Origin of the sequence: Paenibacillus hunanensis (genome assembly GCF_014645615.1) — a bacterium.
Lineage (GTDB): Bacteria > Bacillota > Bacilli > Paenibacillales > Paenibacillaceae > Saccharibacillus > Saccharibacillus hunanensis.
Genome location: NZ_BMMB01000006.1, coordinates 105,853 through 127,930, shown reverse-complemented (window position 1 = coordinate 127,930; position 22,078 = coordinate 105,853). Strand labels below are relative to the sequence as shown.

The window sequence follows — 22,078 nt, the reverse complement described above, 5'->3', positions numbered from 1 at the left end:
TTCAGGAACCGTCGTTCTATCTCTATACCGTTTACATATTATACATGGTTATCGCTACAATTTCGATGAAAATGCTGGCTCGCTGTTATCGTCAGGGTGAATCATTTTGCTCCTTTTCGCTATTTCTATACTTGTTCTAATTTTACCGAGGCTCCCCTGTTACTAAAGCCTGACTGCATCTACATCATTCTCAATCACTCCTTCTGCATAAATTGGTAAATGATTTTAATTAATGTTTATTAATGTCATTTAAGGGTATTGGTTGTGTAGGTTCGTGTATGAATAGACCGCCGCGGTTTTTATGCAAAATCTTGCCGCTTGCGATCTAACTCACCTGCCGATGTCACCTGTCACCTTTGCTGGTATGACCTATATGAACGACATGGAGGTATTGCTTATGTTTACACGGCTTGACCAGATCATGATCCAAATACCGGATGTAGATCGTCCCGATCCGAATGCAGCCGCTGCGGTCCAGGAGCTGCTGGGTGGTAAATTTGGTGAAATGTCGACCCTGAACAACTATCTGTACCAGTCCTTTAACTTCCGCAACAAGTCCAAGCTCAAACCGTTTTACGATCTTGTCACCAGCATTACCGCAGAGGAGCTCGGACACGTAGAGCTCGTCGCACACGGCATCAACAAGATTCAAGCTGGCTCTACCACGTATAAGGAACCGGACGATACACCGCTGGAATCGGTTAAAAACATGCGTCTCAGTTACCCTTATCTTGCTGGCGCACAGGGAGCGATGCCACGCGATTCGATGGGTCGTCCATGGACAGGTGATCATGTATTTAATAGCGGGAACCTGGTCGAGGATCTGCTGCATAACTTCTTTCTTGAATGCGGCGCACGTACGCACAAGATGAAGGTATATGAAATGACAGATCATCCGGCTGCACGTGAGGTTGTTGGATTTTTGCTTGTGCGTGGTGGCGTGCATGTCGTTGCTTATGCAAAAGCACTTGAAATCGCGACCGGTGTCAACATAACGAAGCTCGTGCCTGTTCCTTCTCTCAGCAACAAGGCGTTTAATGAAGCACGCAAATACGAGGAAAAAGGTGTCCATACGAAGCTGTACACACACAGCACGGAAGATTTTAAAGCGATTGACCAGATCTGGAAAGGAACGCACCCGGAGGATGGTAAGCCGCTTGAAGTTATTCATGGCTTCCCAGAGGGCGTACCTGTACCCGAATATCCGGAAGTTGAGGAAGAATTTGCACCTGGTATTTCGCAGGAGGAATTTGATGCGATTTCCAAACGTTTAAAAGAAGGCGCCAATATTAAATAATCTGCTCAGAGTATAGCAGGTTACCGAGCAAGCATTGATATGAAAGGGAAAATCGTTTGTTAGCGATGATGCTACCCTAGCGGTATGTAGCACTATGATCCTAGAGTTATGCTGCTAAAATGCCAGATTTGAAGCGATTTATTTATTAAATTTTTAACATAATGTTTAAATTGGTTATGGTTGGTTAATTAATAATCGAGACAGATTGTTGAGTGAGTTGAGCAGCATATCCAATCCGATAACGATGGCCATCGGGATATGCGGTGAATCCATTCAACGATCGCAACAAAGTTATTGACTTCATTGAGGAGGCGAATGATATGTTAGGATGGTTATGGGCATTAATCGTTGGTGGTATTATTGGTTGGATCGCAGGTATGATCGTCGGTCGCGATATTCCAGGTGGCGTTATCGGTAATATTATCGCCGGCTTCATCGGCGGTTGGTTGGGTGACATGCTGTTGGGATCTTGGGGCCCAGAGCTGGGTGGCTTCCACTTAATCCAGGCAATTATCGGTGCGGTTATCCTTGTATTCGTAGTTAGTCTCGTTATGCGTTCTATGCGTCGTACACGTAGCTAACGGAAATACATTTCGTACACAGATACGATTACAGCTAGCTGCTCATGATTTGGCTTCGGTGGAATGATGAGCAACCCGCTGTACAATATGAAGACCTGCTTCGTAATGGAGCAGGTCTTTTTGTATGCAGCAAGCAGGGCAGACTGCTTACTCTAGCTGGATGAATATTAAATTACAGATTGGTAAGATGGATCGCTGTACGCTGTAGAGCTTGATCTGATATCCTGTAGCTCGATCATCGGCTCTATTGCACATCAGTCGATTAGCATATTACGCAGACACAGGTCGGCTTGAACGGAAATGGGTAATACATAAGAAGAACGTTTTAATAGGAGCGCCGTATGAATAACCTCATATCATATATAGATAAAGGATGGGATATATGAATTTCGACTGGCTCATTCAAGGGTATTACAACATACGCTGGATTGATCTACTTGTATCGATTGGGATTTTGCTGCTGTTTCTCGCCTTTCGTAAGCTGTTCACACGATATTTATTCGCTTTTGTGATCGGTCGCTTTAAGGAGCATCCTGCTCTGATTCGCTGGGCACAGGCATTTGAGAAGCCGCTCCAATACTTTTTTATTTTGATTGGCACGTATCTGGCACTACGCTATTTTATGCATGAGCAATGGAGCTTTGTGATTGATGTGAACAAAATTTATCGTAGCATCAGTATCGCACTGCTCGGCTGGGGCTTGTACAATGTGTCTGCTGCCTCCTCTATCCTGCTGGAAGGCGCTGGCAAGCGCTTTGGACTGGATGCGTCCAGCATGATTATTCCTTTTCTATCCAAGGTCGTTCGGTTTATTATTATTTTACTTGTAGTGACAATTGTCGGTGCTGAATGGGGATTCAGCATTAACGGTGTCGTAGCTGGAATGGGACTGGGCAGTCTCGCCATCGCTCTTGCTGCGCAGGAATCGCTAAGTAATGTGATTGCAGGCATTATTATTATTTTGGAAAAGCCCTTTTCAAAAGGAGATTGGATCTCGACGCCGGATATCGAAGGGATCGTAGAGGATATTACCTTTCGCAGCTCGAAAATTCGTACCTTTACTGATGCGCTCGTCATTGTCCCTAACTCCAAGCTAGCTGCCTCAGCGATTACAAACGGTAGTCAGATGGGGAAAAGGAAAATCTTTTTTAACATTAAAGTATCCCTGCATACGCCTGGTGATCGAATCAAACGCGTGGTAACTCGTCTAACCGAGCATCTGGAGCAGGACGAAGCTGTAGCGCCAGGAACAGTAATGGTGAAATTTAATGAGTTTTACGAAAGTAGTCTTGGGATCATGGTACAGTGCTTTACACGCTCGCCAGGCTGGGGAGACAATCTGGAATATCGTCAGCAGCTGAATCTGTATGTGATGCAGATTCTAGAGGAAGAGGATGTGAAGCTGGCGTATCCAACGCAGCGTGTACTTGTACAGGAGCCAGAGACGGGATTGGGGCAAGCGTAATAGGTATTGTTATAGTATGTATTGTTATAGTATGTATTGTTACCGTGATAGGTATTGGTTCAATCTTAATCGACTATAATAAAGCCAGAACTCGTATGGTTACATGCGGGTTCTGGCTTTTTATTATGCATATTTTGTTACGAATATCATGCGCGTATCCGTAGCTAGGCTATTTTGCTTATGCTTGGAGTTTGTCCTTTTATTTGGAAGCGCTTAATAAAATAGTGCTACAAAATAATACAGTTAGCATTCAGGTTCACTTGGATCGCTTGCTTGCGGGTTGACTTGGATCGTAGGCATGAAGCGTACAGGTCACATCCACCTATTCACCTTATCTACTCATTGTGTATGATCAGAATCCATTTGCATCTGTCTACTCCATATTTCAACCATTAAGGATAAGAATGCCAGATAGACAAGCTTGCTCCACTTGTATTTACACACGCTGCTGTTGACGAATTGGCAACCATTCCAGCACATTCTGAATCTTCATATCCCAGTAGCCCCATTCATGCGTGCCTCGCTCTTCCTCATACGTCAGTTCCAATCCCAGCTTACGTACGTGATCACGGAACTCAATATTACCCTCGTATAGAAAATCCTCTGTACCACAGCACTGATACAGCTTCGGAATGTCCGCAGACTTGAGCTTCGCCAGCTCGGTTGCTAGATGGAACAGATCATTGGGCCCTCCCTGCATCTCTTCCAGCGTACCGAACATACGATATACCTCTGCTTTCCAGACAGGATCACCTTGAGCACGTACATTATACATATGCTTCAGATCGGTTGCACCAGACAAACTCGCTGCGGCTGCATAACGATGTGGCAGGCTCATGCCGAGCTTGAACGCTCCATAGCCTCCCATAGACAGCCCTGCAACAAAACGATCTTCACGAAGCGTAGACAATGGGAAAAAGGATTCTGCCAGACGCGGCAATTCTTCCGTCATAAACGTAAAATATTGTCCGCCTTCCTTCATATCGGTATAAAAGCTCCGATGCGCATTCGGCATCACGATAGCAATACCATAGGCTGCTGCATAACGCTCAATCGATGTACGGCGCAACCAGATCGAATGATCGTCAGATAGCCCGTGCAATAAATACAAGGTTGGATGCTTACCACTGCTGGCTTTTCCCTCCATACCGATCTGGGTTTGCGTTTCCTGCGGTAAAATGACATTCATCGATGTAGATAAACCGAGCACTTCTGAATAAAAGTCGCATTGAATCAACGCCATTATGTAACCTCCCTGAATTTGTATTCTCTTCTATCATAATAAAAAGGACAGCTTACCGCAAAGGTAGCTGTCCATATGTAATCAGACGTATATCGTATTCATGTGTTCATTGTTTTAGCGTTTGCGAGAAGTCGTAATGCCTGTGCTACCAGCCATTTGTGCACTCAGCAATTCTTCAAAGCTTTGACCACCATGTGTGTTTGCCGATTTCGTTTCGACAGATGTTGTCTGCGGTCTGAATTGCTGGTGATTGTATGGTGTCATCTGATGCACGCTCAAGTTGATAATCATATCGTTCACCCTCCTGTTCGCTCATGCGCAGTTTTTATATTCTTCATTTTATTATTGAATGTGTAGGAGCACTTCCTAGGAAGTCCTATCCGGTAGTACCATATGTCATTTAAGTTACTATAGTTATACCCCCAAATCTTCCTATTGAAAATAGTTTAAATACATATTTTGGATTAATTCCTATAAATGAATCAATAGACCCAACCTGCTGGGTCTTAGCTCGGATACTTTTCCCATAACCTTCGACATAGTTCGGTAACAGCTCTATGCCAAAGTACCACTTAGTTAGCATTCTTTACATGTGACTATAGACTGATTCGTATTTTTATGATTTATAATTAAAAGTATCGAACGTGTGCAACAATCTGAACGAGCTAAGCGTTAATAGAGTAAGCAGGAAGAATAAGGAATATAATTCGAAAAAAGAGAGGGGAATAACAATGAAATACAAATGGGCTTCACTAGCTGTGGCATCCGTATTAACACTATCGATCGGGGTGAATGCATTGGCAGCCAGTCAATTCAGCGATATCGCAAAAGTGGATGGAAAAGAAAAGATTGAATCGTTGCAGGAACGTGGCTTCATTAGCGGCGTAACCGCTACACAATTCAAACCAGAGCAAACGTTGAGCACTGCACAGGGCGTACAGATGCTCGTGAAGAGCTTCCAGCTGAGCCTGGCAGAATTCCAATTTATCAAAGCACCGCAAGCGAGCGATTCCTATACCAAGGTGAAGGATGGCGTATGGTATTCGGATGCGTTCATTATCGCAACGCTGAATGGCATCGATGTTCCACGTGAAGTCGATCCAGCTGCCAAGCTTACTCGTGAGCAGTTCACCAATTACCTGATGGAAGCGATGCAAAAAGCAGGCAATCTGCCCATGTTCAAAATCGATCCAGTTGCCATTGCCGATGAATCGAAAATTACCGCAGACTATCAAGGTGCAATCCAGCGTTCACTCGCGCTCAAGGTAAACGCGCTGGATAGTAGCGGTAAATTCAATCCAAAAGAATCGATCACTCGCGCGGAAGCAGCTGTTATGATCTACAATGCACTCGACTACCTGCAAAAGCATCCGGAGCTGACGAATCAGGCGCAAAATAGCGGTGGAATGTTTGAGCCAAGTGATAGCACAGGGGAAAGCAAATAATACGCGCTATGCTGTATGTGCTGATATCGGTATGATGCAAGCTGTGTAGCTGTATGTGCTAATATTGGTATGGTATAAGCTGTACTATATGTAAAAAGCCCGCGTGCCGGATCATCCAGACGGATATCGGGTACGCGGGCTTTTCATTTTGCAGTCAATATAATCATGCACTTGTATTGTGCATGATTTATTATGTGTATGTCTTGTACGTATACCGTTATTTTGTAGCATGTTATTTATTGCATTCGTATATTCGTTATCTATCCGCTACAGTAGTAATCCGTTTTATCCATTCTTCTCTGTGAATCGCAAAGCGTGCGATACTTATACATCGCAGGCTAACCTTTAGTCCTTATCTGTGACTACCACATTATAACTATTGCTGCTCGGTTTGCTGCTCCCATTCCTCACGCAGCATGCCCATCCGAATCGAATCATAATAGACACCTTCATACAATCTACATTTACGCAGACGTGCCTCCATCGTCATACCCAGCTTATAACCAACCTGAATCATGCGCTCATTGCCTGACCATGTCGTATAACCAACTCGCACAAGCGGCATCGTCTGGAATAAATGATTGATCCATAACCGAAGTGCACGCGTCCCGTAACCGCCACTCCAATAGTCCGGCTGAAAAATCACAATGCCCATCTCCAGCCACAGCGATTCCTCATGCTCCCAGTAATAGCTAACCATTCCGATCAGTTCGCCATCCACTTCAATCGCCCAGCGTGCTGGATTATCGATCATTTGTACCTTTTTCTGTTCAAGAAACTGTTCATAGGTTAGCGCTTGATGAGCATAATAAGGGGCATCCCATTTTTTCCATTGTGGACTTTCCTCTTGAAAAGCTAGCTCCCATATTCGGTGTGTATCTGCTTCTGTCATCTGTCGGATTGCGAGTAGGCCATCCTCGTATCGTTGAATGGTATCCATAATACCTCCTATGCTATGACTGTGTTGTTGGTACCATTGTAATATGAGCACCTATAAAAAAATAGCCATTGCCCCAGGACAATGACTATTTTAGATATATGCGGGGTGATTACTTTATACTTGCCCATTCCATTGTTTGATCGATGTGTTTAAATGAACACCTTACGAATATTAACCTGTCTTTGCTTCGCTAGATCAATAAACTGCTCACCAATTTGCACAAGTGGACGGAATAGATCGGTTTGATTCGCCAGCACAATTGTACCGTTCTCACCATTGTCCAGCTCCACTCGCTTGCCGACCAGATTCGGCGACATATGATAGATCAGTGCCTGTACAGGTTGCTCATGCAGCTTGGAGAAGCCCAGTTCATAAATATTTTGCAAAATACGAATCAAGCCCTGTTTGCTACCGTCCTCATTCACAACTGCCATATTAATAAATTCATCAGCAACCGATACGATGCGAGTGTACGCATGAATACCATTTTTGTACAATCGCTGCGGATAACCGCTTCCATCTCCGCGCTCATGATGCTGCAATGCGACCAGTGCGGTCACCTTGTCCTTGAGCGAATCCATGATCAGATCGTAGCCATATTGTGTATGCTTGCGATATTCCTTCAGCTCGGACGGATTCATATTCGCCTTGCCGTTACGTAAGATCGAAGGCAGTCTACTTTTGCCGATATCATGTAAATAACCGGCACGACTAATCCGATAGCACTCCTCTTCGCTGTGCCCCAGCCAGCCTGCAATGTAATAGCTAAGCAAGCCTACTTTGAGAGAATGGCTATAAATATGATCGTCCTCTTCTTCTAGCATTAGCAGTAGGGAAACGACATCCTTTTTGCGATCCACATCAAGCAACAGCGGATCAAGCAAGCGATCCGTCAGATCGGCGCTGAACCGTCCTTTGGTTAGCGATTCTAAAAATAGAGACTGATACGTCTGTAATGACATTTCGATACTTTGTCGCAACATATTCGGCATCGCTGGTAAATCTGCGACAGCGGCTGTAGATGCTGCGCTAGTTGCAACAGCGCTATGATCGATATCTACATAGTCAAGGCGATGGCGCATCAATAATGTAATATCGTCCAGTGATAAAATTGTGCCCTGCTTGAGCAAAGGTACACCGGAACGGTTAAATGCATCGGCAGACAGACGGTCTCCCTGTTTGACTTCATCAATATGTATGAGCAAAATCATCCCTCCGTTATTCATTCGTTATGCTGGATCGGATGCAACTTCAATCATGCAAAATATGCAGATAAAGCGCTAACTATGTAACAATTCGGCATGTTTTGACGCTTGCTAAATAATACTCTTTATCGGATAGAAAGAGGGGGAATGTTATAGAACTTACTGCTCAATCATACAAAGAATGTGTACATGTTTACGCATAGGTTCGTTACCTTTTGCACTAGATTAGGCTTACAGAACCCATTGCTTGGCAATATTGACCACTCCGCCAAGCAACCAGTGAACGAACTCACGGATTTCCTTCTCTCTGTTCTCTACATCTCGCATTGATACAAGTTTATGTATAATTCAAGTACATCATCTATATACAATATAAATGAGAACCCAACTTCGTCGAAGTCCAAATTCCAGTTTAGCATAATGGGATGAATACTGCGTTATTCATAGATAAGTATTAACTCATTTGCATAAAAGGCTTTGCTCGATTCATTGCATAGCTGAAGATTTCTATTGTGTGTTTACTTCAATTCCTACGATATCATTTTTAATTGCTACGGTATCATTCATCTAGCGTGTATTCGGATATAAACCAAAAGAGCAGCACCCATAGGCACTGCTCTTTTATACTTGTGAGATAATGTAAGCAACCCCTGCGAGCATCAGTATTGTATAACAACTCTACTGGCGCAAGGCATTACCATTCTACGTTATTTTTTATTACCAAGCCTTGAACTGCATAGGCTAATCATACATGTAGCTGATCGTTATTTGCATGTACTCATCGCTATCTGAGCTTACTCACCGATCAATGCAAGACGCTTTTCACCGTCCGGGTCGTGGGCAAGTTCGATTTCACGATTGAAGATCATGGTTGTACGGTCGTGCTTATTGTAATCCGTCCATGGAATTTCCAGTGTCGTTGGTGTTGCCGTATGGGCAAAGGTAATCCATGCTCGCTGCATTTGATTAGCCAGATTAACGGTCTGTTCATCTAGCTTCACGCCGGAGCGCTCTAGCACAGCAGTATTGTTGAATACGAACGGAATTTCGGTTGCATGAGTGGCCGTACCGAAAAAGTCATGTCCAGGCTGGTTCCAGTCGAAGCGATACATCCACACAGGTGCATGCGTAAGCTGGGCTTCAGCGTACTGGATCGCTGCACGCCAGAAGAATAGATCGGTCAAAATCTGCGCCTGACCTTCTATCGTTTCCGGGTAACGCTCCAGCAGCAGCTCGACGTCCTGACCGGTCATCGCTTCGAGACGTTGTCCCGCTACTCCTTTATCCATCATATGTTCTGAGCGATTGATGAACAAACGTCCTTCATCCTGATTCGTTCCGATCATTAGCGCAATACCTTTGGCTGCGCCATCCTGAATCGCTCGTACAGGCTCTACAGGTAAGGTCTGTGCATGCAGTACAGGCTGGAATGGCATCGTGAGCAGACCCGCTTCACTCGATTCATGTAAACGCGAAGCGGCTTGCAGCAATTGTTGTGCCGATGCGTCCATCAATACGGAGGCATCACCTGCTTGACCGCCGAGCGTGCGAATCATCGCCTCGGTCACGCCGCGCGCTGTGCTTGGCGCCAGCACCTGGGAAGCGCCACTCTGCATAATCGCAGCGCGGAACAAGCCTTTTGCAGCTGGCATGGCCAGCAGTGAAGCAACACTCATCGCTCCAGCCGATTCGCCGAACACTGTAATTCGTTCTGGATCACCGCCGAAGGCAGCAATATTAGAACGTACCCAGTTAAGTGCAGCGATCTGATCCTGTAATCCAAGATTCGCTGAGTCGGGCATACCATACGAAGATAGATCCAGGAAACCAAGCGGCCCCAGACGATAGTTAATCGTCACCACGACCATATCTCCATTTACCGCAAAGGATGTTCCATCATAAAATGGCAGACTACCCGCGCCCGTGACGAATGCGCCGCCATGAATCCAGACCATGACCGGACGATCCGGTGTGGAGGTATCCGAAGCCCAGATATTCAGATACAGACAATCCTCTGACTTCACAGGACGAACATGAGCAGGAAAAGCTTGCTCCAGCTCGCTATCCGGCTGTTCACATACCGGGCCAAATTGTGTCGCATCACGCGGCTCCTGCCACGGCTTGGGTGGTTGTGGCGGCTGAAAACGTAAATCTCCAACAGGGGGTTCAGCATACGGAATGCCTCTCCAAATAACAGCACCATCTTGACGGATCCCTTGAACCTCTCCATACTGCGTGCGAATGAGCGTATTTTCCATGACTGATCTCCATCCTTCCGGTTTATAAGTGCGTATGCCTATATATTCATTTAAACATATAGAGACGAAGCGTCACAAATTCCGCCTGTTTAAATACAAATAAACGCTGTTAGCTGTCGTCATCACGATTGCCTTTGAAGACTATGACATGGGCTGTGATATAATAAGAAGTGGCGTTTGAGCTAGTTCGATAACGCTCAGCTTACATACAAAATGATGGTGATCCATGCCACGACAAAGTAGAGGAGGGATTGGAATGCGTAAAGCTACACCTCAGGATGCATCAGCTGTCATTCCGCTGATTAGCTCCGCGATTGGTGAGATTGGTTATGTACTGACTGGCGCTACAGATGAAGCAGAGATGCTGGACGTACTGGAATCCTTTTTCCGTCAAAAGGGGAATCGTTTAAGTCATGATCAGGTAAGTGTACTGGAACGTGATGGCACAATTGCAGGCTTCGTGCTTGCTTATCATGGAAAAGATATTGAACAGCTGGATGCGCCGATCAAGCAGCGTTTGCAGCAGCTGGGCTTGCCAGATGACGGCATCATCCCTGAAGCAAGAGCAGATGAATACTATCTCGATTCGATTGCGGTACATCCTTCCTTTCAAGGACAGGGACTCGGTACACAGCTTATTCGTGAATTTGAGCAGCAAGCAGTGCGGCTGGGACATCCTAAAGTATTACTGATCGTGGATGTAGAGAACAGCAGAGCCAGAGCCTTGTATGAGCGACTTGGCTATGTGCCAGACGGCTGTATCGAGATCGGCGGTCATGCTTACGAGCGTATGATCAAACAACCGGAGGGCATGTAAGCCTCCGGTTGTTTGATGTGTATTATAATGCTTTGGACATATGGTAATCGGTAATATGATAGCCTACCTTTTGATACACATGCAGCGCACGATCGTTATGCCCGAACACATGCAGATCAATACGCTGCACCTCTTGCTCCTTCATCGCCTGTTCTAGCGCGAGCATCGTCCCTGTACCATAGCCTTTATTTTGATACGGCTCCCCAATAAGAATATCGTAAATAAACGCAATTTTACCCCGTGGTGTCTCATTCACCTGTACCCACAAATAGCCCACATCCTCCTGACTCTGGCTATCGCGCACATTATAAATAAAGGCGCCCTCCGTCTCCAGACCATTTGGCAAATATTTAGCAAAGGATTGGATCGCCTGCTCTAACGCATCACTTTCCTGCCATTCACCCGCAGCAACCTTTTCCGCTGCAAAATCATTCATCGATTGCTCCCGAAATGTCATAAACTGCTCCGTATTCATCGGTATTAATTCGATCATCTGCTCTAGCTCCTCTCGTCTACACATGCTGTAAGGGATATTCAATTGTAGAAAATAACTATGTACGGCCTCGTCGAAATCTGTATAGCTAAGCTGGTATTGTATTCCTTTATTCATTGTAGCTTTACCGTTATCATAAATCCAGCGAGCACGGAAATTGATACGGCATGAATGGTATACAAATGAGACTTCATATACCGCGCTTCATGATCTCACTCTCGGCTCTGCATTTCATATCTACGATTCTGTAAAGGAGCTTATACACTCTCATCTGAATGACCTGCCTACCAATCTAAAGACGGGCGATCCACAGTCCTTTATCGTCTGTAGATTGCCCGTCTTTATTATTACTTATTCTATTTATGCTTACTCAATTTCCAGCTCATGCGCCAAGTAAACGCGGCTTCATTAGAGCTGATGCCTGCTGTCTACAAGGTAGCGATCTCGAAGTGACTAACGTGGTGACACCCAACTTCTAGAAAATAGCTGTACAAAAGCGACCCTGCTTGCTTCTCTTACAGATCACTCTTTTCCGGCTCCTTCTCTCCACGCTTCTCCAGCATCCGTTGCTGGAATTCGCTAATATCCTCATAATCCTCAGCAAATTTACGTGAGATGCGAATATAGATCGGCAGCAGCTCGCGGTAGATGGAGGCATGCTCCTTATATGGTCGATGCTCATATGTTGTACCGATCATACTGGATACCGCATCCAGTGATTTGATCCGACCTGTTGCGTACAGACCGAGTACTGCTGCACCCAGACAGGAGCTTTCAATACTTTCCGGTACAATGACAGGCTGATCAAAAATATCCGCCATCATCTGACGCCACAGCTCTGAGCGGGCAAAGCCGCCTGTAGCGTGAATTTTCTTCGGTACACCGATCTGCTCCTCGATTGCCAGCATAACCGTATACAGATTAAACAGTACACCCTCCAGTGCCGCACGAATCATATGCTCCTTCTTATGATGCAGCGCCAGTCCGAAGAATGAGCCGCGTGCATCTGGATTCCAGAGCGGCGCACGTTCGCCAGACAGATACGGATGGAACAGTAGCCCATCTGCGCCAGGGTCGACCTTTTCCGCAATTCGGGTCAATACCTCGTATGCACTCAGTCCAAGCCGCTTCGCTGTCTCCACCTCGGACGCCGCAAACTCATCACGAATCCAGCGGAAAATGATCCCACCATTATTGACCGGCCCACCGATAACCCAGCGATCCTCAGTTAATGCATAGCAGAAAAAGCGTCCTTTCGGATCGGTAACCGGCTTATCCGTCACCGTACGAATCGCACCGCTTGTACCAATCGTTACGGCAACAACGCCTGGATCAATCGCGCCGACACCCAGATTGGACAGCACACCATCACTTGCACCGAGTACAAATGGAACAGATGGCGATAATCCCATTTCCGAAGCATAGGTGCCATGCAGACCGTTCATCACCTGCGTTGTTGGCACGAGCTTGGACAGATGATCACGCGTAATACCTGCTACTTCCAATGCTTCCTCATCCCAGTCCAGCTTTTCCAGATTCATCAATCCAGTCGCCGATGCCATCGAATGGTCAGCAACATATTCACCGAACAATCGTAAAAAGATATATTCCTTGATCGAAATATATTTGTGAGCTGCCTTCGCGATCTCCTGCTTCTCAGCTGTAATCCACATGATCTTCGTGAGCGGTGACATCGGATGAATCGGTGTACCGGTACGCATGTAGATTTCCTGACCCTTGCCACTTTCTTTAAGCTTACGCCAGTAGGCGGCACTGCGATTATCCGCCCAGGTGATCGCCTGTGTGAGCGGCTTTCCCTGATCGTCCACAACGAGCATACTATGCATCGCCGAGCTGAACGATACGAATAAAATATCGTCCGCGCTACGTTCGCTCTTATCCATCACCTGACGCACCGAATTGATTACCGCTCGAAATAGCTGCTCCGGGTCCTGCTCTGCAACAGAAGGAACCGGTGTGTGCAGCGGATACTCCACACTGCCCTGTGCAACAATTTTCCCGCTTTCTTCAAATAAAACAGCCTTCGTGCTCGTTGTGCCAATATCAACACCAATCATATATTTGCCTGTGCTCATTGTCTGCTCCCGCCTCTCCTATACTATGGCTCGTCCTCTAGCTTATACAATACTATTTAAAAGCAAAATCAATACAAATGCTACCAGCGATAGAATCGTCTCCATCACTGTCCACGATTTGAGCGTCTGCGGGACGGACATATTGAAGAATTCCTTGACCATCCAGAAGCCTGCATCATTTACATGAGATAGAATGAGCGAGCCCGCACCCGTTGCCAGTACAACCAGCTCGATATTCGCTCCCGGGGTGAGTGCAAGCACAGGCGCGACAATACCAGCAGCCGTAGTCATTGCGACCGTTGCCGAGCCTGTAGCTACACGAATCAATGCTGCCACAAGGAAGGCAAACACAACGACATTCACATGTGCAGAGGTCGCCACATGCGCAATCGCATCACCTACACCGCTATCGATCAGCACCTGCTTGAATGCACCACCGCCACCAATGATCAAAATGATCGAAGCCGTCGGTGCCAGACACTCACTGGCAAACTTGGAAATCTGCTCTTTGGTAAAGCCCTGGGCAAACCCCAATGAGAAAAAGGCAAATACCGTTGCAATAAACATCGCTACCACTTCATTACCGATAAAGCGGAAAAAGACCGCAAGACCACTACCACTATCCGGTGCAACAATCTCCGTAATCGAGCCGGTCAGCATCAAAATAACCGGCATTAGAATCGTCAGCAATGTCAGCCCAAAGCTTGGCAGCTTACGTTCCGGCTGATCCTGCCGACTGGAGGAAAACTGCTCGGACAGTCCAGCAGCTGGTTGTACAACAATCCGATTGCCGATATATGTACCAAACAATGGCCCGGCAATAATCGCAGTCGGAATCCCGACAATGAGTGCATACATAATCGTCGTGCCAATATTGGCCTGAAACGCATTAATCGCGATCATCGGTGCCGGGTGTGGCGGCAATAGACCGTGTACAGTAGAAAGACCTGCCAGCATCGGAATCCCGACCTTGAGCAGTGAAATATTCGTTTTCCGAATAACGGTAAATAAAATCGGAATGAGCAAAATAATGCCCACCTCAAAAAAGACCGGCATTCCGACGATTAAGCCGACTACCAGCATTGCCCACGGCACACGCTTCTCTCCAAAACGATCAATCAGCGTCGTCGCAATCTGCTCTGCTCCACCGGATTCTGCCATCATTTTACCGAGCATTGTACCCAGTCCAATAACGATCGCAATCGAGCCAAGCGTTCCACCTAATCCACTTTGTACGGAATCGACCACATCCAGCGGCTTCATTCCGATGATCAATCCCAGGAATAACGATGCCAGCAACAGGACGACAAATGGATTCCATTTATACCGGGCAATCATTACAATCAATATCGCTATTGCCACCAGCGCCCATACAAGCAACGTCCATTCATGGCTTAGTCCAAAAATAGAATACATACGACCATGTCCTCCGTTCCGAATATATAGTGCATGACGTGCTATGTATACAGCATTTTTATGAGCTGTAGTACGTAATACCATGTCATTAAAGGCATATTGCCTTTGCCTTATTACCCTTATTTATTTGGTGTTTAAACGGCTTGTCAGCAGAAGATAAATGAGGCGTGAGGAGGATAGCGCTTGCAAAGTTGGGGATTTGGAGTTTTGAGGTGGAGTGGAGGGGCACCACTCCGGGAAGGAATAAGGGGACGGACTCGGGTGGAGCCGCGGGAATCTTTTGGAATTGGGAAAGAATGAAGATTCCCGCCCCTCCAAAGGAGTCCTTACCCCTTATTTCCTTCCCTTCGTTCTGTGCTGAGTCCACATCCATGCACATAACTTCAGAATCTGGCCTGAAAGAACTTATAAAAAACTTACAAACCAAATAATTGAACCTGAGATCCTTACCGCTAAATTCTAAAAACTAATTTTTGAATCCTTGAATACTTAAATCTTTGAATACTTAAATCTTAAAATCCTTAAATACCTAAATAGATAAGTATCTACGCATTAAAAAAACAGCCTAATCTGTTCATGAACCCGCTATCTCGCTTTTTGTAACTACTGTTAATGAGCGTACCTCTACCTTTCTTAATGGGAAGATAATCAACAGCAAAATAACACAAAAAAAGCTTTCCAAAGTCTGAATAGACCTTGAAAAGCTTTTAAGCTTACTCAATGAAAATAATCGCGCATTTCATTGTCCAATGATAGGACGGTTGGTATCCGCACTACTAAATGAACAACCCCAACAGTAGCTCAGACAAGCTGAAATGCCGGTGGAGATTGGGCGGATCAGTGCGAATGGATAAGTGGCTGCATACTGATTTCTCGCCTAACATTGCCTGCTCGAACGAGAACTATACTAGCTCAGCGTCCGTTGACTGGTCGTTCGTCTGCTTGAGGGGTCATGTTCATCGTATGATGAGCGAGTCCGTCGCTCAAGCCGCGCCAGCTGGCTAGCAGGAGATTGCAGTCCATATGGTCGAAAACGGTACGTAGGATCATGGTTCCGGCTACGATGATGTCGGCTCGGTCGGCGGCGAGGTCGAATTGGTTGATTCGTTCTTCGACGCTCAGGTTAGCGAGCGCATCCGCGTAGAAACGGATCGTATCCGGTTCGATGGTGTATGGATCGCCTGCGGGCTTGGATTGGTGGCGGCGTTCGCGTTCCATTCGAGCCAGTGCGCGAATTCCTCCGCCTAATCCGATCAGTGGTAAGCCTTGGTGCTCGCCAGTCCACGGGTATTGCTCCAGCATCGTGAGCAACTTGCGTTCGAGTTGATCGCACGATGTATCTGACCAGCGGTCGCGGCCGCCGTTTTGTATGGTCATGTTCACTGCTCCGCACGGCAATGACGTGCTGTGCAGCAGCTGATCGCCTTTAAAATAAGAGATTTCTGTACTTCCTCCGCCAATATCGACGATAAAGCCTTCCTGCACATGGGCAGGCATCGAGCGGGTTACACCGAGGAAGCCGTAATACGCTTCTTCCTCACCGGACAGAATTTGCACATGTATACCTGTTTCCTGCTTCCAGGTTGCGGTAATCTGCTCGGTATTGGCAGATTGGCGGACTGCCGCTGTCGCGACAGCGCGAATATCATCTGCTCGGTTAGCGGTACAGATACTTTTGAATTTTTGCAAAATGGGAATAACGGTCTGGATATCCTGTTCGCTCAGATTTCCCTGCTCATCCCTATTCACACCGAGGCGCACGGTTTCCTTTGCCTTATGCACCATGCGGCATGTTCGATCACTACCTGCCTCATAAATAATGAGTCGGATCGAATTTGAGCCGATGTCAATGACTCCAAGCCGGTTACGATGATCGCTCATTGTATCCTCGCCATGAACGCATCCTGTGATTCAAACATCGCCATTAACGAGTTCCTCCTTCATCAAATCATATTCCGGTGAAGCCAAACGCTAATTTGTTTATGATTTTATCAGGAACAGACGGGGATTTCCACCGTGAATGTATTTTTCGCAATCTTTTATGGAAATGTATGGATAAAGATACCAAAAACCGGCTGAGTACACTCAACCGGTTGGTTCGATATCAATTTCTGGATCTCCGCTTTTAATCAGCACTTTCATCGAATCTTGCTTCGTATCGACGAAAATGTACCGATCGGTATCAATATCCTTTGCCTGCCAGTCTTTTAGACGAATAATAAAACCGATATTCGTCTCATCCGGCGCAATCTGGATACGAGCGACCGCGCGACCATTCTCGATGCGATCGAAGTCGACCTGGCGGTGACCCAGTACAGATCCCCATACCCACAGGTTCCAGCCGCGATAATCCTGATTCGGACGCTCGTACTCCACCTCAATACAGCGTGGTACATACGGCATTACCTCGATAAACCACTGTGCCGTCGCCTTGCCGCAGGTTACGGTGATTTTTGTTTTGCCTGGATGAATCCCACGCACAATCCCATCACGATTAACGCGTGCTACGCCTTTATCACTGGAGCTCCAGCTCAGCTTCGGACGTGCAATTGGACGTCCATACTGGTCAAGCACATCCGCTTTTAATCTCATGCGCTTACCTGTGTACACCTGATGCTCGCCTTGCAGATTCACCATATGCGGCACAAGTGTCTCCACATGAAGCAGCAGGCAGCTTTCTACATTGCCACAGGATACACAGATCGTGCTATTGCCTTCACGCAGTGCAGTAATGCGTCCATCTGCACGAACCTGTACCGCTTCTTCATTGGACGATTGGAAACGAACACGCTCAGCTGTATAAACGCGTCCACGCTGATCGCGAGGTGTCACACGCAGATGCAGCTTCTCTCCTGGCTCTACAATGCTTGGCGTATATTCCCATTCCAGACTTGCAGGAACCGGCTTGTATTGATCCTCTTCATCGAACAATACCATCATCGACAGTGGAGCGACTTTTACCTTGCCACCAAGCACAGAAGCGAGTGGCTTCGTGCCTGCGGTGCGTTCGTTAACAACGACCTGCCACTGGCGGCTAAATTGTGGCAAAGTCACACTTTGCTCGGTTGTTGCCGCATTGTAAATGACGATAATATGGCGCCATTTATCTCCATTCGCGTATTCACCCAGCTGGAATGCGACCACCTGATGATCACTGCGTAGCATTTTCAGCTGCTTTTCTACATCCTTGCGCTCACTCATGCGGAATGCTGGATGCGCCAGACGCAGATGAATCAGTCCGCTATAGTAGTCAAATACATCCCGGAAGCGCTGCTTGTTAATCCAGCGGATCATATTGATCTCGTCCGGACTGCGATAGCTGTTATGATCACCCATTTTGCTGCGCAACAGCTCATCGCCTGCATGGATAAATGGAATACCCTGACTCGTCATTACAATCCCATTCGCAAGCAGGGAACGGCGTACCCATTCATGCTCCATCAGCTTATTGGCATCAATCGTGCCGTACGGATCAGCCTTCGCAACAGCAGCCTCCAGATCGCCGCCATTCACCAGCTTACCGTTCTCCATATGCAAAAAGGACAATTGCTGCTCTGCTCCGCTAATACGAACGATTTTGTCCCACAGATTTAAGTTATCATGTGCGGTGACATAGTTCACGCTCTCGGTTGGATTATCAGCAAAATCACCAATGGAGCCGTAAATCCCTTTGACCAGCTCGCCTTCCTTGCCAAATTCTCCAGTAGCAAAGCCCTTGGTATCATCATCACTTCCACCCTTGATCGCGCTGCGGAAGTTATCATTAAAAACAGAAAAGCCTTTGCCACGCTGCGAGCCTTTCAGCGTCTGCTGTGGCAATGGTGACCAGCCACCTGTCCACGGCTCACCGTAGATCAGAATATACGGATCGACCTCACGGCGCAGCTCCTGTGTTAATTGAGTCACGGTTTCGGTATCGATCAGACCCATCAGGTCAAAACGGAAGCCATCCAGATGATATTCTGTCGCCCAGTAGCGCAGAGAGTCCTTGATGTATTTGCGTACCATTGGGCGCTCGGTAGCAATCTCGTTGCCTACACCAGAGCCATTGGTCAGCTGCCCACGCTCATCTGTCCGGTAAAAGTAACCCGGAATCAGGCGATCAAATGGACCATCCTCTACCGAAAATGTATGATTGTACACAACGTCCATGACGACGCGCATCCCTTCACCATGCAGCGCCTGTACGAGCTTTTTAAATTCACGAATACGTGAGCCTGGATCAGCCGGATCGGTAGCATACGAGCCCTCTGGCACATTATAATGCTGTGGATCATAGCCCCAGTTAAACTTGACCTGCTCACTGTCTGGATCATCGACTTTTAACTCATTTACAGTTTGAAAGTCAGCAATCGGCAGCAAATGCACATGGGTTACACCAAGCTCACGCAGATGGTCAATACCGATACTGTTACCATACTCATCCTTCAAGCCGGTTTCGGTAAAAGCAAGAAATTTACCTTTGTGCTGAATGGATGTCTCAGGATCGATAGAGAAGTCACGTACATGCAGTTCATAGATGATTGCATCCGTCAGACTCGACATTGGCGGACGAATATCATTTTCCCAGCCCTCTGGATCGGTTGTACGGAAATCGACAATCGCTGTCCGTTGACCATTCGCCGACACAGCATGTGCATACGGATCAACCGCATACTCCACACTGCCGTCCTTGAACTGGGCACGATACATATAGTATTGTCCAGCCAGATCGCCCTCCTGGCGCACCTGCCATACGCCACCTTCCTCCAAATACATCGGAACTGCTGTACCGTGCGTATGGTCTTTCACTCGTCCCTCTTGATCATACGTACCTGGATTGTCATATAGCATCAGATCAACACGCACGGCATCCGGTGTCCACAGCTTGAATATGCTGTGCTCACGTGTGTACTGTAAGCCAAGATCATCTATATCGTAAAAATAATCAGTCGCCGCATCAAGCGTTCGCGTCAGGGAATGATTCATCTTATCCAGCATTCTCTTCACCACCATTTTAGCTCAGGCTGTCCGATTGTCGCTTATTTGTATCTAGGCAGTAGATCGGAAGAGCAGCCTTGCGATTTAACCTCTTTTATAGGTTCTCATTTATCATCGTCCATTATTCATTAGCCATTTGTTCCGCTATATAGTGTATCAGCACTTGCATAACATTTCATGTATTGTACTAGAAATATCGGATATTTTGTCGAATTTTTGTAGGTTTTGTAATATATTTTTGTGTATGTTCGAGTAAATTTTGGAAAAAAGGCTGTGATATGGTTGTGCAATCGTTACCATATACGTGTGAATACTCGTTTAAATGCTTATAATCATATTGAAATATCTGGATAGGAGCATACCGATTTATTGACTATTACCTCAAAATTCTTCGTTTGAATACGCTGTTATGTACTTCTATTATCGGTCTAAGCTGTCTCTTTTATGAAGCATAAATCCAGCGTAACGATGCGGGATTTCCACTCTATTTTCCGATTACAATCTGGTCTATCAAGCACAAAAGCAGCCGGCTATACTATCGGTCGGCTGCTCCTGGTGTGTATTACTGCTCTGTTAAAATAAGTGGGCCATCTGCGGTAATTGCAATCGTATGCTCATACTGTGCAGACAGTCTGCCATCCGCGGTGCGTGCCGTCCAGCCATCCTCATCAATCGTCATTCGATACGTGCCTTCATTAATCATCGGCTCAATGGTGAATACCATGCCTTCTTTCAGGCGTTGCCCTTTACCCGGTAGACCGATATGTGCAAAGCTTGGCTGCTCATGCAGATCGCGTCCAATCCCGTGACCAAGCAAATCACGTACGACACCATAGCCATGACTCTCTGCATGCTTCTGAATGACCGAGGTCACATCGCCCAGACGATTGCCCACTACTGCCTGTTCAATACCCTTGTACAGACATTCGCGCGTAACACGCATCAGTTGCTCGGCTGCTGGCGATACCTGACCCACCGCATAGCACCATGCCGAGTCCCCTAGCCAGCCCCCGTATTCAGCTACAATATCAATCTTGAGCACATCGCCCTCTTGCAGCGGCTGACGGCTAGGAAAACCATGTGCAATCACATCATTGACCGAGGCACAGGTTTCATATTGAAAGCCATTGTAACCATTCGTAAATTGCTTGCCGCCTAGACGGGTAATATGCTTTTTCACAAATTCATTAATTTCCATGGTCGTAATGCCCGGAGCGATCATTTGTGCCAGATGACGATGACAATCTGCCACAATCTGGCTTGCTGTCTTCATCTGCTCAATCTCTGCGGGTGTTTTCAAAATAATCATTGCTCATAACTTCCTTTCCATACCAGCTGCGAGCAGAATCTAACGCTGCTGACGCAATCAGCGTACGGAATCATTCTGCAAGCACTGTCCGACTATCGTTATATTATAGTAACGCCTGTCTACCATTTCAGCAACCTTACTACCTTCTTTATTAACTTCTCCTATTTTACTTGAAACGCATGTTTATCCGGCTACGTATATTGATAAAATGACATAATCGGCGGGTGAATATGTCATGAAGCTTAAACTACACGAAGCAGTAATAAGGAGACGATATCAATGAAAACCACTGTAATCAAGATCGTCAAATGGATCGTATTCACGCCTATTATTTTACTGGCAGGCTGTCTACAGCTAGAAGACATGGTGCTCCTATTCAAGGATATGCGGCGCGATCGTCAGCATGAAGGTGACGAAATGCTCGCTCGTATTGAGGGCATACGTAGCTAACTACCTGTGCCTATAGCTAGATCGCAATCCTCATTGCAGCTGTTACACTTTACTTAATCTGTACATCTAATTCTTAGCCTTAA

At 46.4% G+C, this 22,078-nt stretch carries 17 protein-coding genes; 6 read left to right on the top strand and 11 right to left on the bottom strand.

Annotated elements, in window-relative coordinates:
* Positions 1–397: 397 nt before the first annotated feature.
* The 3 genes from IEX62_RS14135 to IEX62_RS14125 all read left to right on the top strand — a co-directional run bounded on the left by IEX62_RS14135 (position 398) and on the right by IEX62_RS14125 (position 3,343).
* On the top strand, positions 398–1,297 hold the full coding sequence (locus IEX62_RS14135; RefSeq protein WP_188776187.1) for a manganese catalase family protein: 900 nt from the start codon (positions 398–400) through the stop codon (positions 1,295–1,297).
* Positions 1,298–1,617: 320 nt separating this feature from the next.
* Positions 1,618–1,878, top strand: a complete 261-nt coding sequence (locus tag IEX62_RS14130) for a GlsB/YeaQ/YmgE family stress response membrane protein (RefSeq protein WP_188776186.1) — start codon at positions 1,618–1,620, stop codon at positions 1,876–1,878.
* 382 nt (positions 1,879–2,260) lie between these two features.
* Complete coding sequence (locus tag IEX62_RS14125) at positions 2,261–3,343, top strand: mechanosensitive ion channel family protein (RefSeq protein WP_188776185.1); 1,083 nt, start codon at positions 2,261–2,263, stop codon at positions 3,341–3,343.
* A gap of 436 nt (positions 3,344–3,779) precedes the next feature.
* On the opposite strand, the gene IEX62_RS14120 is transcribed toward IEX62_RS14125, so the two are convergent.
* Together IEX62_RS14120 and IEX62_RS14115 are read right to left on the bottom strand one after the other, a co-directional pair.
* Positions 3,780–4,586: an alpha/beta hydrolase gene (locus IEX62_RS14120; protein ID WP_188776184.1), complete on the bottom strand. Its 807-nt coding sequence runs from the start codon at positions 4,584–4,586 to the stop codon at positions 3,780–3,782.
* 114 nt (positions 4,587–4,700) lie between these two features.
* Entirely contained in the window at positions 4,701–4,877 is a 177-nt protein-coding gene (locus IEX62_RS14115) for a hypothetical protein (RefSeq protein ID WP_188776183.1), read from the bottom strand.
* A 440-nt stretch (positions 4,878–5,317) separates the two neighbouring features.
* Here IEX62_RS14115 and IEX62_RS14110 point away from each other — a divergent pair, with 440 nt between their 5' ends.
* Entirely contained in the window at positions 5,318–6,031 is a 714-nt protein-coding gene (locus IEX62_RS14110) for an S-layer homology domain-containing protein (protein ID WP_308422646.1), read from the top strand.
* Between the two features lie 376 nt (positions 6,032–6,407).
* Here the strand turns inward: IEX62_RS14110 and IEX62_RS14105 are convergent, their stop codons facing one another.
* The 3 genes from IEX62_RS14105 to IEX62_RS14095 form a co-directional block, all read right to left on the bottom strand.
* Positions 6,408–6,971 (bottom strand): GNAT family N-acetyltransferase, encoded by a 564-nt coding sequence (locus IEX62_RS14105; RefSeq protein ID WP_229685792.1) that lies wholly within the window; start codon positions 6,969–6,971, stop codon positions 6,408–6,410.
* Between the two features lie 149 nt (positions 6,972–7,120).
* Positions 7,121–8,182: an HD-GYP domain-containing protein gene (locus IEX62_RS14100; protein WP_229685790.1), complete on the bottom strand. Its 1,062-nt coding sequence runs from the start codon at positions 8,180–8,182 to the stop codon at positions 7,121–7,123.
* 788 nt (positions 8,183–8,970) lie between these two features.
* Positions 8,971–10,434: a carboxylesterase/lipase family protein gene (locus IEX62_RS14095; RefSeq protein ID WP_188776181.1), complete on the bottom strand. Its 1,464-nt coding sequence runs from the start codon at positions 10,432–10,434 to the stop codon at positions 8,971–8,973.
* 256 nt (positions 10,435–10,690) lie between these two features.
* Between IEX62_RS14095 and IEX62_RS14090 the strand changes: the two genes are divergently transcribed.
* Positions 10,691–11,251, top strand: coding sequence for a GNAT family N-acetyltransferase (locus tag IEX62_RS14090; RefSeq protein ID WP_229685788.1), 561 nt, complete (start codon positions 10,691–10,693; stop codon positions 11,249–11,251).
* Between the two features lie 22 nt (positions 11,252–11,273).
* Here IEX62_RS14090 and IEX62_RS14085 read toward each other — a convergent pair whose 3' ends face one another.
* The 6 genes from IEX62_RS14085 to map all read right to left on the bottom strand — a co-directional run bounded on the left by IEX62_RS14085 (position 11,274) and on the right by map (position 21,545).
* Positions 11,274–11,744, bottom strand: a complete 471-nt coding sequence (locus tag IEX62_RS14085; protein WP_188776179.1) for a GNAT family N-acetyltransferase — start codon at positions 11,742–11,744, stop codon at positions 11,274–11,276.
* Between the two features lie 515 nt (positions 11,745–12,259).
* Positions 12,260–13,840 (bottom strand): gluconokinase, encoded by a 1,581-nt coding sequence (gntK, locus tag IEX62_RS14080; protein WP_188776178.1) that lies wholly within the window; start codon positions 13,838–13,840, stop codon positions 12,260–12,262.
* Positions 13,841–13,882: 42 nt separating this feature from the next.
* Positions 13,883–15,256: a GntP family permease gene (locus IEX62_RS14075; RefSeq protein ID WP_188776177.1), complete on the bottom strand. Its 1,374-nt coding sequence runs from the start codon at positions 15,254–15,256 to the stop codon at positions 13,883–13,885.
* Positions 15,257–16,168: 912 nt separating this feature from the next.
* Positions 16,169–17,137, bottom strand: coding sequence for a Ppx/GppA phosphatase family protein (locus IEX62_RS14070; RefSeq protein ID WP_188776176.1), 969 nt, complete (start codon positions 17,135–17,137; stop codon positions 16,169–16,171).
* A 204-nt stretch (positions 17,138–17,341) separates the two neighbouring features.
* Positions 17,342–20,236: a type I pullulanase gene (gene pulA / locus IEX62_RS14065; protein WP_188776175.1), complete on the bottom strand. Its 2,895-nt coding sequence runs from the start codon at positions 20,234–20,236 to the stop codon at positions 17,342–17,344.
* 562 nt (positions 20,237–20,798) lie between these two features.
* A complete protein-coding gene (gene map, locus IEX62_RS14060; RefSeq protein ID WP_188776174.1) occupies positions 20,799–21,545 on the bottom strand; it encodes a type I methionyl aminopeptidase in 747 nt (248 codons plus the stop codon).
* A gap of 279 nt (positions 21,546–21,824) precedes the next feature.
* Between map and IEX62_RS14055 the strand changes: the two genes are divergently transcribed.
* Entirely contained in the window at positions 21,825–21,995 is a 171-nt protein-coding gene (locus IEX62_RS14055; protein ID WP_188776173.1) for a hypothetical protein, read from the top strand.
* Positions 21,996–22,078 lie beyond the last annotated feature (83 nt).